General features: G+C 49.6%; 8 protein-coding genes. All 8 read right to left on the bottom strand.

Going from position 1 to position 13,895, the window contains the following annotated elements:
* Positions 1 to 1,848, bottom strand: a complete 1,848-nt coding sequence (locus ACEN86_RS06730) for a diguanylate cyclase domain-containing protein (protein WP_495633544.1) — start codon at positions 1,846 to 1,848, stop codon at positions 1 to 3.
* Positions 1,849 to 1,960: 112 nt separating this feature from the next.
* A complete protein-coding gene (locus ACEN86_RS06725; protein ID WP_495634234.1) occupies positions 1,961 to 2,803 on the bottom strand; it encodes an RCC1 domain-containing protein in 843 nt (280 codons plus the stop codon).
* Positions 2,804 to 3,054: 251 nt separating this feature from the next.
* Positions 3,055 to 4,641: a beta-sandwich domain-containing protein gene (locus ACEN86_RS06720; protein ID WP_495633543.1), complete on the bottom strand. Its 1,587-nt coding sequence runs from the start codon at positions 4,639 to 4,641 to the stop codon at positions 3,055 to 3,057.
* Positions 4,642 to 4,690: 49 nt separating this feature from the next.
* Positions 4,691 to 5,587: an alpha/beta hydrolase gene (locus tag ACEN86_RS06715; RefSeq protein WP_495633542.1), complete on the bottom strand. Its 897-nt coding sequence runs from the start codon at positions 5,585 to 5,587 to the stop codon at positions 4,691 to 4,693.
* A 26-nt stretch (positions 5,588 to 5,613) separates the two neighbouring features.
* Positions 5,614 to 6,447 carry an ABC transporter permease gene (locus tag ACEN86_RS06710; protein ID WP_495633541.1) on the bottom strand — a complete coding sequence of 278 codons (834 nt, stop codon included), beginning with the start codon at positions 6,445 to 6,447 and terminating at the stop codon, positions 5,614 to 5,616.
* Positions 6,434 to 7,384, bottom strand: a complete 951-nt coding sequence (locus ACEN86_RS06705) for an ABC transporter ATP-binding protein (protein WP_495633540.1) — start codon at positions 7,382 to 7,384, stop codon at positions 6,434 to 6,436. Before ACEN86_RS06705 ends, ACEN86_RS06710 begins: the two co-directional genes overlap by 14 nt.
* A gap of 37 nt (positions 7,385 to 7,421) precedes the next feature.
* Positions 7,422 to 8,144: a thioesterase II family protein gene (locus tag ACEN86_RS06700; RefSeq protein ID WP_495633539.1), complete on the bottom strand. Its 723-nt coding sequence runs from the start codon at positions 8,142 to 8,144 to the stop codon at positions 7,422 to 7,424.
* 1 nt (position 8,145) lies between these two features.
* Positions 8,146 to 13,884, bottom strand: coding sequence for an amino acid adenylation domain-containing protein (locus tag ACEN86_RS06695; RefSeq protein ID WP_495633538.1), 5,739 nt, complete (start codon positions 13,882 to 13,884; stop codon positions 8,146 to 8,148).
* Between the last annotated feature and the right edge of the window lie 11 nt (positions 13,885 to 13,895).

The following is a 13,895-nucleotide window of genomic DNA, read 5'->3' as shown; positions in this document are numbered from 1 at the left end:
TTAAGCATCTCCTTGTTCATTGCTGTACCAGACAACCGGGGAACCCGACTGTTTGGCCAGGTACATCGCCTGATCCGCAAGCTTTAACAATTCGTCCGGATTGACCGTGTCCTTAGGGTAGCACGCAATACCGATGCTTGTTCGAGGCTGAAGCGTAAGACCCTCAATCTGCAGCGGTGTCTTGAACAGCTCCAGAATCTGCTCTGCGGTCTGTATCACAGGGGCTCGGTCAGCTGTCGGGAGAACGACCACGAATTCGTCTCCCCCAAGGCGGAATACACTACCGGTGCCTGCCGCAGTGGTCAATAAACCGGCAGCATGCTGCAGCATCCTGTCACCTATCTCATGTCCGTAGGTGTCATTAATATACTTGAATTTATTCAAGTCCATGAACATGACTGTAACAGCTGCTGTTCGTTCCTCTATTAACTGCTTAAGCTGCTTATGGAAATAAAGTCGATTTGGAATTCTAGTCAAGGCATCGGTAAAGGCAAGCTGCTGGAATTCCTGTTCAGACTGTCTGATCTGCTCCGCCTGCTCGGTGAGTACCCGGTTCATACGTGTTGCTTCGGTGAACATTTCCTTAAGCCTGATAGCCATCTGCTGGAAGTTCAAATTCAGCTTGTCGAACTCAACAATATGACTTTCGGTTCTGGACATTTCGAAATCAGCTGCTATTTTATCCGGCAGACCTGTCGTTTCTTGCGTGAGTTTAACCAGAATTTGGACAATTAGCTTACTGAGCCCGTATACAACCATTAGAACGAGCAAAATAAACGCTATGACCAGCCCAAACTCTATCGCATAAATTCCGTATACCTCATTTAGAAAGTGGGATGCCGGAACACTAATATTAATGTTGTAGTCTACACTTGAATGTAGAACCATCCGATACCAATATACCCCGCCGCTCCATGCAGACAGCTCTGTAAAATGTCGGCCTTCCGGCAGTGATAAATACAGGTTGGAATTGTATTGATAGAGTCTGCCTTCAGGCAGACCACCCGATGAAGAGGTAGAAGACGTATGCAAAGAGCTTGCCAGTACTTCACCCGCCGCATTGGATATAAGGATTTGAGTCCCTCCCGAAGCCGCATTGTTAACAACCCTTTGCATTTGACCCAGCTGGATAACATCCCGCAGCTTCAGTGCACGATAGTCCGCTTCGCTCCAGCTGTTGATCTGCTCCTGGATACTGGTTGCCGCAGATTGGGTCAGCTGCAGGGCACGCTGATTAATAACGTGATTCTGTGAGATTCCCGTCATAATCATGAAGCAGACAAAAGGAAGAATCAGGCCGCTGATAGATAGATGAACGAGAATCTGCTGAAGAGATATTTTCCGGGTCAGCTTCTTCATGTTCAAACGACGTATAAAAGGTAGATAGGTTGTCAGCACCTCCGCCATTAGAGCGTTCGAGGAGCCATTCACGCTTGATTTGGCAAGGAGTAGCAGCAGCTGTGTAAGTGAAGGGAACAGGTTCATATACAGTGTTGAGATGAGCAAGAAAACACTGGTTATGAACCAGAAGAGCAGATCGTACAGGAATACAGAACCTTTACGGATCCTGCAAACCAAAGCCAAAAATAAGATTTCGGCGAAGACGATTAGGCTATCCCATACGGACATTTGAAGCCATATATAATTACTGCAGGCAGTAATGAATGCCATAATGATCGCCGCCGGACTTCCGATCAGTATAAATGCCAAGATAAGAAACAGGGTTGAGAAGTGGAACCTCATTCCATATAGCATAGGCATGGAGAGGAAATCGCCTAGCAAGCTAAATAACAGCAGCAGTATAGCAAGTGGAAGTCTGGCTTGCAGACGAAGTTTTGAACCTAGCATATTGTCAATGCCCCCGTATATATGAACGTGTGAAATTACAAACCGAATTTAACATGTTACTTCCTTTATCGACCGTACCGACATTTTTTTTATGTTATCGCTATGTTAATTCTTAACTTAGGATGCTGCTCCATCCGCTTACATCACATTGTCCATAATCATTCTCACCTACAGCTACCACCGTACCATCAGATTTAAGTCCGAGAGTATGGGCACATCCCGCTGCAATAGCTCTAATGTTATGCCAACTGCTTACATCGCATTGACCATGCTTATTCATCCCCGCAGCTACTACCGTACCATCCGATTTAAGACCCACGGTATGATAACTACCCGCTGCAACTGCAACAATATCTTGCCAATCGCTTACCTCGCATTGGTCATGCTTATTCGAGCCCGCAGCCGTTACCCTGCCATCCATTTTAAGTCCAACAGTATGTAGATAACCCGCCGATACAGCTGTCATGTCACTCCAGTCGCTTACCATGCATTGGCGGTACTTATTGTTCCCGACTGCTCTTACGGATCCGTCTAATTTTAGACCGACTGTATGCCAGTCACCCGCCGATACAGCTGCAATATCCAGCCAGCCGCTTACATCACATTCCCCTTCATGATTTCGCCCCGCAGCCACCACCGTGCCATCCGATTTAACCCCGATGGTACGGCACCAACCTGCTGCAATAGCCACAATATCTTGCCAGTCACCCACATCGCATTGGTTATGCCTGTTCCAGCCCGCAGCCACCACCGTACCGTCAGATTTAAGGCCAACGGTATGAGCATTACCCGTGTTCGTCGCCATATGAACATTACCAGCAGCAACCGCAACAATATGGCACCAATCGCTTACTTGGCATTGACCGTATCTATTATCACCCACTGCCGTTACCGTACCGTCACCTTTAAGACCTACGGAATGACGACGACCGGCAGATAGGGTATCGTTACGCATTCGTTCCGTCTCCAACACAACACCGCTTCCTTCCGTGAAATGTAGGTTACCTCAAATCAAGCGGATTCCTATGTAAGCGCATACCCATTTTACTATAATTATTATAGCAAATTTCTTTATGACCGTATCTACTTCTGCTCACACAATATAACGGGCATTTTTCATATAGTTATTAAATAAGACCCGGACACCATTCCATCATGGTATCCGGGTCTTAGATCATTTGTTAATCGCTCTGCTAGTAATATGTCCTAATGGCTTCCTACAGAGATCGCAAATATATGAATATTGGGCATCATCGGAAGCACCAGGGACTCCAGCGGGCGGCCGGACTTCAGCCTCAGCTTCGCGGCATATAGATGCACTTTATGGTTAATCCATCCCTGCTCGTTGTGGGCAACCTGTTCATTCCAGGCCACTCGCTCGTTATTGACCGCATGAAAGTTCCACCAATCGCTAAAGCCGAAAACCAGCGTGTCCTTCGAGCCATCTTGATACTTCACTGTAAGCTGGTCCAGAAAATTACCCATTTCACTACAACCAAGAATTGTTAGGAAGTCCGCTTTCTCCCCTTCCAGTTCTACTTCTTGACCATAACAGGAAATGTTATCATATTCGTTATGCCCACGGGCTACATTCATGTTAAAAGACATGTCGTCCAAGTGAAGAGTGGTCTCCAGCGGGATCAATGACGAAGGGAAATAATACCCGCTCGAATCAAAGTCGGCTGGATGCTCTTCACTGCCGAATCCTCTATGGTTGAGATAACGGCTCAAATCCACATGATGGTTCACCGCAATAGTATCCTCTTCCAGCTCCAAAGTCGCGGCGCTGTAAGCTTCCGCTTCTAATAGACTAGCTTGATCTGGCTGCATACTATACAACGTTATAAGCCGCTCCATAACTTCTAATTCTTTACTAGCAATATCGGTCAGTTTTTTGACCGTATTTTCCTTTAAGTAAGTATGCATGGAGGCATCGTCGACCATCGCCATCTTCATCAAAAAGCCTCGAACGGAGGACCACTGGAATGAGAGAGCCTTTAACTCCTCTTCCACCTTTTCAAATCTCTCATCTCCATAGCATTCATGCAAATAACTCAGTAATTTGCCATAGTTATTTCTTGCGCTCGAGACTCTCCCCAGATTCATGAATAAGGGCGATGAAGACAGAATGGCTTCCGCTTCGGCATCAGGTTGAAAAGGAACAGAGCCTGTCTCACGGGCAAAAGCGGCGATAGCCTGCGAAGTTTCCCCCGTTTGCAGCCACTCCTCTAAAGTCATGCTGAGCTCCTTCAAAATTTCTTCATAAGTAGCAAGGTGGTTATTACTCGGTGTAACCGTTACACACCCGTAATATCCATGTTCTAGCTGCTCATATGAAATACGAGCCGATTTCTTTTCGAAAAATGGATCTGTCACGAATAATTCATTGGTTTCCGTATCGAAGCCGACACCGACCATGGTATGACCAAAGTCATGCATGATCTGAAATTTATCAACCCAAGGAATCCAAAAGCAATCGAGTAAAATAAGCAGTGGATTACCGGCTTGGAGCTGCTCGGTAATCATCCTAATCCCCTCACTTATGGGCTGATTCAAATGAATTTCACAGTGAAACCCATGATACTTCTCGAGTAAATGTAAATAATCATTGCTATATTCAGCCAAAATTCGTTCGCCGTACTCTTTGTCAGCGGGCTCTGATTCGAATTGAAAGTTTAACGAGCGTGCATACATCAGCTCATAGCGGCGATTATGCCAGCTGCACACCGTCGCAATCACATCATCTAGACAATTTACACCTTGCCGAACAATTTCCACATCCAAAGCGATCATTAGGCAGCCTCCACTTCATGTTATTATTCAGGAATATTTAACTTACTCTCTAGCTGCCGACGTAAAACTTTAGATAATTGTCCAGCTGGCTCTTCCAGTAATTGAGCTCGTGGCCCCCTGGACTTGAATGCCACTCGGCAGATACCTTACGGGACTTGAGAATCCTGTACAAGGCTTGATCCTCTTCGGTTAGCTGGTCGGATTCACCGGCATCCAAATACACCTTAAGCCCGGCCAACTTCTTGCTTTCGGCAAGCAAGAGAGGATCCCTCTGCTGTCTGAGCTTTTCGTTAGCATACAGCCAATCCCGCTGATCGGTGAACTGATCTGCCGGACTGTAGTCCCACAATGCGGCGCTGTGCCCGCCGACCTTACTGTACAGATCCGGATGGCCAAACGCCAAGTACAGCGCTGCGTAGCCGCCCATTGAAGCTCCGCCGATAAAGCGTCCTTTTTTTGAAGGAACCGTACTATAATGCTGGTCTACATAATGAATGAGGTCCTTCGTCAAGTAATCCTCGTACATGCCTTCATCCACGCCGCCCGGGTTGATCCCTTGCCCTGGCTTCGTGTTAACGCCAAAGCTGTTGCCATAAGCCGGACTCACAATGATCACCGGCTTTATTGTGCCTGCCTGAATCAGTTGGTCTGCTGCATTGTTCAAGCCCAGATAAGAGAACCATGAGCTTTCATTGCCTCCGTAGCCATACAGCATATACAGAACCGGATAGCGTTCTGACGTTTTGTATCCCGGCGGTAAATAGATCTGCGCGTTCATCTCCTGTTGTAAGGCGCGGCTTGAGAAGGTTACTGTGTCGATGATTGTAGAAGAGACCGCCGCTTTAGAGACGGCTTGAGTTGCTGCGGGGGGCGCGGCTTGCTCCGCATTTTCCGTACAACCGACCAGCACCGCAATGGACAATATGGAAGCTGAGATGAATTTCATAAAATTTCCTCCTATTCATTAGCCTGCTATTCGAGTCTCCAATCCATTTTTTTGACTACAATCCATACGGACAGACAGGTAAATGCCAGCAAGGCCAACATGTCAATCGTGACAGAGGTGGACCAGATTCCCTGAAGCAGCTGCTTAAGACCGTCAGCAGCATAGGTCGTTGGAAAGAAATAAGAAACAACTTGCAGTGCAGAAGGAAGCTGATGGATATCAATCATGACAGGGGTGAGAAAATTCAGAAATACCATCAGCAAATTGGTGATCATCGTCGTCATATCCTGATTCGGCGAAAGAAATCCGATGAGCGTTCCAAAGCCCGCCGATCCCGTGATCGCAAGCAGTACGATCGGAATGAGTCCTAGATTCAAGTGAATATCCACATGAAACACGAAATGTCCGACAACCGTCATAATGATCACAGAGGGCAGTGTCATCAGCAATCCGCGAATGATAAATGCCAGCAAAAAATTGATTTTGGAAATCGGCAGCGAGGCATAGAAGGTAAAGTGGCCCTGCTGCTTGCTCCAAGATATGTGATTACCCAGCCCATTTATACTCATGATAATAATTGGAAATATAATATTTCCGCTGACAATCCGCATCATCACATCTGGTGATGGGGACTCGAGGAAAAATTTCATGAACAAGAGGGTCGAGAATGGGAACAGTGATGCCATGACAATCACCCAAATCCAGGTCTCCCGAACTTCGGCGTACTGAATTCTAAGCAGATAATACAGCTCTGCACATGAAGACCGAATTCCTTTACGTGCTGCCGGCCGCGGCATAGGCGCTGTTACAGCTGCGGCAGTCACATGCGGCTCTATAGCGGCTTCACTATTGATGCTCATCGCGATTTCCCCCTCCCAGCTTGATATATACGTCTTCCAGACTGGGCGGTACAATTTTGTAAGCTTCGCAGGAGAGCTGATCCAGATGCGCAGTAATGTTAGACACCAGACGACTGACTTCATCTCGCTGCACGAGCATTTGCACCCGGTTCTCGCTCAGTGTATCCACTGTCCCCCACTGGCTTAACAGCTGTTCCGCCTGTTCTCTGTAACCGCTAAGCAGAGTGAACTCTACCTTTAGCCGCGGGTCCACCCGGTTCTTCAGGTTGGTAATCGAATCGATGACCTGCAATTTCCCGTGGTCAATAATTGCCACACGGTCAACTACCTGCTCAGCTTCCAGCACATTATGGGTGACCAGCAGCACCGTCGTACCTTGTTCCCTGTTTTTCTCGCGAACCATATCCCATACCAGCTTGCGTTTCACAGGATCGAGCTCATTCGTCGGCTCATCCAGAATAAGGACTGGAGGGTCTCCGGCCATGACCGCGGCAAGTCCCGCAAGCCTTCTTTGGCCGCCCGAGATACGTTTGATCATTTTATCCGAAATACTATGCAGATCGAATTTGTCGATCCACAGTCTGGTTAAGCGGTCCGCCTCGATCCCGTTGATTCCTCTTAGTCTGGCTGTAATGAAGATAGCCTCCTGCACGGTCAAGTTGGCAAGCGGCCAGGTTTCCTGTGCATAATAACCGACTCGCTGTGCAACTTCACTCGAATATCGAATGACATCCCGCCCATACAAGGTAATATGGCCGGAAGTCGGCTTCGATTGTGCAACCATCTGTTTCATCAGAGTCGATTTCCCTGCACCATTGGGCCCGAGTATCGCCAGAATCTCCCCTTCGTGAACATCAAAGGTGATATCTTCATTGGCGACTTTTTTCCCTTTCTTATAAACCTTCCGAACGTTCTGGATTTCGTAGACCTTATTCATCGGCCCCTCCTTCGTCTGCAAACGAAAAACACGCTTGTTACACTACGATCCCGTTTCTAACACGCCCTAAGCTATCATGGAGCGCAGCGATAATTTCTCGGGTCTGTTCATATACAAAAAAGTGACCGCCTTCGAATTCTTGATACTGACAACTCTTAGCCGTGAGCGGGCTCCATTCATGGATGCTCTCTCTTGTCCAAGGGTCCTCTCTTCCTGTCCACACAAAAAATTCAGTGTTCAGCGGCGGCTCATTACCGGCAAATGCATAGGTTTCAATGAGCCGGTAATCCGACCTAACTATGGGAAGGAAGAAATTCAGCAGTTCCGGATGATCAAATAATTCCGGGCTGCTGAGCCCCATCTGTCTAATCTGCGCCGTGAATGCCTCATCCGGAAGCTGGTGCAGTTCCTCACCGCCTTCGTTCAAATGAGGCGCAATCCGGCCGGAGAAGAATACAGCGGCCGGGTCACGAAACCCCATTTTGCGAATATGCAGACACATTTCATACACGAGCAGGGTTCCCATGCTGTGACCGAGCAGAGCGTAGGGATGATCGCCTGCCTGCTGCCGAAGCTGCTCGAATAGATCCGTGACAGCTTCGTGGATACTGTCATAGAACGGAAGATTCGCTTTCGCCCCGCGTCCGTTCAATTCGATAGGGCACAGCTCAATCCAGGGCTCGAGCTGCCTGCGCCACCTGCTGTATCCGGCCGCCGATCCTCCGGCATGGGCAAAACAGAACAATTTGAATGTGGTCACGTTAGATCACTCCCCCGTTGGCAATCAGGAAATCCGCCTGCTCCTCAATTGTCTGATAGTTGTATACAAACATATCCATCGGAGCTTTGGCGTATTTCTCTACCTCTAGCTCCAGCTTGACCGCAAGCAGGGAATGCCCGCCAATCTCGAAGAAATTATCCTGAATCCCTACATCCGCCACACTCAGTACCGACTTCCACATGGCAAGTAATTTCTCATCCAGTTCATGACGTGGAGGCAAATAAGTTCGCTCGCTCACCGTGGACACCGCCTTCGGTTCCGGAAGACCTTTACGGTTGATTTTCCCGTTAGGCGTAAGAGGCAGTTGCGGAATTTGCATGAACATACTTGGAACCATGTAGCCCGGAAGTACCTCCGCTAGCTGATTCTTGATCTCGCTAACCGGAATTTCCTGCGCAGCAGCGTAATAAGCGCAAAGGAACTTGTTCCCGTCCTGATCCGTGAAATCAAGAACGCAGGCTTCCTGAATGGATGGCAATTTGCACAATTGGCTCTCCACTTCGCCGAGCTCGACGCGATAGCCGCGAATCTTCACCTGGTAATCTTTTCTCCCCAAAAATCCCATGTTCCCATCCGGCAGCAGCCGGCCCAGATCGCCGGTTCTGTACATCCTCCCTGTCCCATCAGGCACGAATGGATCAGGCACAAAGGAACGCTCCGTCCGCTGCGGATCATTCATGTAACCTCTAGCTACTCCGACGCCTCCAATGTACAATTCTCCCGCGACACCTTCCGGAACCGGATTGCCATCCTCGTCAAGCATATAGAAGTAATTGTTAGCTAACGGTCTGCCATAAGGAATGCTGGCTTGATAAGCGCTGACGTGCTCCACGGGATAATAATTGGACCATATCGTCGCCTCCGTGGCGCCGCCTAAGCTGATCACTTGGGCATTTGGGAAAATAGCGCGAATCCGCTCCGGCAATTGAACCGGAATCCAATCACCGCTCATAAAGACCAACCGCAGCGTCTCACTTCGCAGCGCTGAGTCCATTTGCTCCGCATGCTGGATCAGATGATTCATCGTGCTCGGAACAGAGTCCCAGAAGGTAATCCCCTCCTCGGCGATTAACCTTCTGAGCTGAGCAGGACTCTGTACCTGCTCCTTCTTCGCAATGACAATCTGTCCGCCAGCCGCAAGCATCCCGAACACATCATAGACGGACAGGTCAAAGCACATGGAAGTGATAAACAGCAGACGGTCCTGATCGGAGACATGGAAAGTCTCGTTGACCCAATGAATGAGATTCACAGCGGCATGATGCTCAATCATGACCCCTTTGGGCATCCCCGTAGATCCCGAAGTGTAAATAATATAGGCGAGCTCGGAAGAGTCCAGAGTAATGTCAATCGCTTCGGAGGAGAATTCTTCGGATTCACCGAGCTCCTGCAGCATAATACACTGGACCTGCTGGATGCCTTCAAGCGGCTGATCCGCGAGCACGACCGAGATGTGCGCATTCTCGATAATGTAAGTGATCCGGTTCTGCGGAAATTCAGGGTCGATCGGAACATAAGCCGCCCCGCACTTGAGAATGCCCAGCATCGATACGACCATCCCGAAGCCGCGGCGCACCAGCAGACCCACATGATCACCGGACTTGACTCCACTCGACAGCAGCAGCCGCGCGATCCGATTCGAGGCCCGGTCAAGCTCGCTGTAAGTCATCTGCTGCTCTTCGAATCGAAGCGCCACATGGTCTGGCCTGCGCTTTGCCTGCTCAGTGAACAACTGATGCAGCGTTTTGGCTTCAGGATAATCAGCTTGTGTCTGATTGAAAGCTACAACCGTCTTGTCGATTTGGGAGGCAAGAAGACAGTCCGCGGCCTGAATCGTATCCCCCTGATCAGCAAATCTCTCCAGGATCTTTACGTACATCTCAAAGGCTGTACGAATCTCATTCTCATGAAAATAATTCGGCGAATATTTAAGCTGAATATGCAGTTGGTGCAGTGTTCGGGAGACTTCCAGATCGAATAAGGTATTCGTCATTTCATTGGCGTTCAGCTTCAACTCTTGACTGCTTGGACCAATAGGCCGATCCTCCGAAATTTCTACCTTCTCAAGCACATGCATATCGATGAAATTAAACAGCGTATCAAAGAACGGATTCTCCCGCTGCCCGCTCTCTCCTACCGCTGCGGCAATATCGGACAAGAACATTTCATGCGGCTTCGCTTCACCTAGCAATCGGTGAATTTGGGCGATAAATGCACCCTTATCCAGCTTCTTATCAACCTGCATTCTGAAAGGAACTGTATTCAAGAAGCATCCAAGTACCTTCTCGCTATCGATCACATCCGGCCGGTCATGCGTCACTAAGCCGGTCATAATATCCTGTTCTGTCGATAACAGGCTGAGCAGGTATAAGTGAGCGGCAAAGCACACTTCCATGAGCGTGCAGCCCAGCTCCTTGGCCCTGAGCTCCAGCGCCTGCAGCAAGGATGAATCAAGACGTTCCCTGATGAGTCTTCCGGCTGCTTCATCCCCCATTTTTCGGGAGGTGAAATTGAAAGGAAGCTTGTTGCGTGAATAGTCAGCCAGCCTGTTCTTCCAAAAATCCCGTGATTCCTCGGATGCGACCCGGCTCATCTGTATAGCGACATAATCCTTGTAACTCGCCTGCAAAGGCTCCGGCAGCGCCGCTTCTCCTCCCGTCAAGCGGGAATACGTATCTACCAGTTCGGCGATCAAAGAGGCAACGCTCCAACCGTCCAGGATGGCATGATGGAATGAGATCACCAAGCAATAATCGGATTCATCCACGCGGTACAGATGGATACGCCACAGCCGCTCATTCTCAAACTTATATTTGAGCTTCAAGTCTTCCTCCAGATAAGCATGAAGACAACGCTCCTGCTCCTGCTTGGAGCTCGCGGAAATATCCTCATATACAAGCTCTGGATCCATATCTTGATGCACGATTTGCACCGCTTCCGGGAACGCAGACAAATGAATGGTCGTCCGCAAGATGGCATGCTTGCTCACCATCATTTCCAGCGCGTGCCCAAATCGCTGCAGGTCAAAGGATCGGGAGGAGAACTGGTAACAAAATTGGTCATGATAGATGGGTTCGTCCGGCCGCATTCTGGAGTAAAAGACCATACTCTGCTGAATGTTGCTTAATGGATATAGATCGGTCCAATCTCTCGGAAGCGCTTTGGCTTGAACAGGATCAGCGATAATCGAAGCTTGCAGACGCTGGATAGAAGCCATTCCAGCCAGCCGCTCCTCCGCTCCAGGGGCTGCATGTCCATTCCGCACCAACTGGGCCAAACCGCGTATCGTCGGATCCGCATAGAAGTCTCTCGACTTCACATGGACCTGGAATTCCCGATTGACTTGACTAATCAACCGGATCACCTTGATGGAATCGCCGCCCAGCGTGAAGAAGGAATCCTCTACGCTTGAAGAAGCCAGCGCCAGTTCAGATGACCATATTCTCTCGATCGTGCGTTCTGTCTCATCTGCAGGAATCGAATGTTCTGTATGTGCCGGCTGAACCTTGTCCGGCTTAGGCAGAGCGGAGCGATCTGCTTTGCCATTTGGTGTAAGCGGGATGCGCTCCAGACGAACCGTAAATGCAGGGATCATATATGCAGGGAGCTGATCAGACAAGAACAGCTGAACTTGATCTGATGTTATATCCTGATCGCTGACGACATAGGCACATAGATAGCTGTCCCCGGCGTTATCCCGGTGTGCCGTGACAATCGCTTCCCGAATATCCGGGTGGTTCAGGAGATGATGCTCAACCTCCCCACATTCCATTCGCTGCCCTCTGATTTTCACTTGATGGTCGATACGACCTGCGTATTCCAGGGTGCCATCCGGCAGCCAGCAGGCCAGGTCGCCTGTACGATACATGAGCTTACCAGGCTCAAACGGGTTCGGTACGAACTTTTGTCCGGTCAGCTCCGGCTGGTTCCAATACCCACGGGCTACCCCTTCCCCGGAAATACATAATTCCCCGATTACACCTTCAGGCTGCAGCCGGTTATCCGCATCAAGGACGTACAAGCGAATGTTGTCAATAGGACGTCCAATCGGCACGGTAGATGTTAGAGGGGCGCTGAGGCAATCAAAGTACGACACATCAACCGTAGCTTCCGTAGGACCATAGAGATTAACCAGATCTGCTCCGGAGCTGCGGTGTATAAGGCGTTCAAAACGCTGAACCTGCTGAACCTGCAGAGCTTCTCCGCTTGCGAACACTCTTCGAAGTGAAGCGGCGGCCTGCACGGGTTCACTTCGCTCCATATGATCCAGAAATAATGACAGCATCGACGGAACGAAATGCATCGTCGTGACCTGATATTCATCAATGGCCTGCAGTATTTCCTCGGGGTCCTTCTCCCCTCCCGGTTCAAGCAGGCAGACCGAGGCTCCAGCCATACACCACCAGAACAACTCCCACACGGATACGTCGAAGGTAATCGGCGTCTTGTGCAGAATCACGTCATCTTCGCTAAGCGGGTATTGTCTCTGCATCCACTGCAGCCGATTGATAACGGATCGATGCTCCACCATAACCCCTTTCGGCTTGCCTGTAGATCCTGATGTATAGATCAAGTAAGCCAGGTTGGCGGAAGTCACCTCAATATTCAAGTCGGAATGATCATTTTGATAGAGCGCAGGGTCTTCAAGATCGAGAACGATTCGATCTGCGCACAGTCCGCTGATCGATTCCAGGCTATCCTGGGCCGCCAATACCCATGCAGCACCGCTGTCTTCCAGCAGATGGCGGATACGCTCCTTCGGATGCGCCGGGTCGATCGGCAGATAGGCGCCGCCCGCTTTCAAGATTGCCATAATCCCAATGATCATCCTGAAGGAACGCTGCGTCACAATGGCTACAGGCTGATCAGGCTTCACTCCGCATGCCACCAAATGTCTGGCCAACTGGTTCGCCTTTTGGTTAAGAGATTCATAGGATAGCTTCTCTTCTCCGTAGTATAAAGCGGTGCGCTCCGGATGCCGGAGGGCCTGCTGCTCCAGATACTTATGAAGCAGCCCCTCCTCATTGAAATCCCGACGTGTATCGTTATAGGCCCCAAGCATACGAAGCTTCGCGTCTTCGGTGACGATATCGAATTCCCGCATGGACCGTCCCGGCTCTTGTAGAGCCTGCTGCATGAAAAGCAGCCAATGTTCGGCCATTTGAGCTATTCTCTGCTCCACATATACGTCCTGACTGTAGTGAATCCGCAGCTTAAGCCGGCCGGAATCACGGTAGAGTCCGAATGCCAGGTCGGAGTAGGCGAAGTCGCCTACGTTATCGCCATGCAGCGTATTCATATATACAAGTGCCTGCTTCAGCGTCTCGCCTTGGGGAGTGAATGCCAGCGCAGCGGCCCCTTCAGCAGCCTGTCCTCTGACAAGCTGCAGCCAATCTTTGAAGGCCACCTCTCCCTGCAAGCTTGCGGATACCAGGATCGCCTGCTGCTTGTACCGCTGGATCTGCTCGGGAGAAGTAAATTCCGGTATTCCTGCGGTCGCCGAAGGCTCTCCCGAATACCTGGTCTGAAGATACATCGTGCCAGCCAGCATCATCATGAACAAAGCTGCATCCGATTCCCTGCTTACTGCAAAGAGCCTACTTACGAGTTGTTCCGGCAAATCTATCCCATACACTTCATTCGATAGAATCGTACGGCTTAATGCCATGGGCTCCGAGGAAAATGGGGTTGACCCCTCTTTTGGTAAATAAATACTCATGTTCAGTGTCT

This window comes from Paenibacillus sp. Paensp111 (assembly GCF_059492195.1).
Note: the sequence above shows the minus strand (reverse complement) of the source record. Positions and strands in the feature narration are given on the sequence as shown.

What these genes read in the sequence shown, in the direction of transcription:
- ACEN86_RS06730 (WP_495633544.1), bottom strand. Translation starts at nt 1,848, where the DNA reads ATGCTAGGTTCAAAACTTCGTCTGCAAGCCAGACTTCCACTTGCTATA.
- ACEN86_RS06725 (WP_495634234.1), bottom strand. Translation starts at nt 2,803, where the DNA reads ATGCGTAACGATACCCTATCTGCCGGTCGTCGTCATTCCGTAGGTCTT.
- ACEN86_RS06720 (WP_495633543.1), bottom strand. Translation starts at nt 4,641, where the DNA reads ATGATCGCTTTGGATGTGGAAATTGTTCGGCAAGGTGTAAATTGTCTA.
- ACEN86_RS06715 (WP_495633542.1), bottom strand. Translation starts at nt 5,587, where the DNA reads ATGAAATTCATCTCAGCTTCCATATTGTCCATTGCGGTGCTGGTCGGT.
- ACEN86_RS06710 (WP_495633541.1), bottom strand. Translation starts at nt 6,447, where the DNA reads ATGAGCATCAATAGTGAAGCCGCTATAGAGCCGCATGTGACTGCCGCA.
- ACEN86_RS06705 (WP_495633540.1), bottom strand. Translation starts at nt 7,384, where the DNA reads ATGAATAAGGTCTACGAAATCCAGAACGTTCGGAAGGTTTATAAGAAA.
- ACEN86_RS06695 (WP_495633538.1), bottom strand. Translation starts at nt 13,884, where the DNA reads ATGAGTATTTATTTACCAAAAGAGGGGTCAACCCCATTTTCCTCGGAG.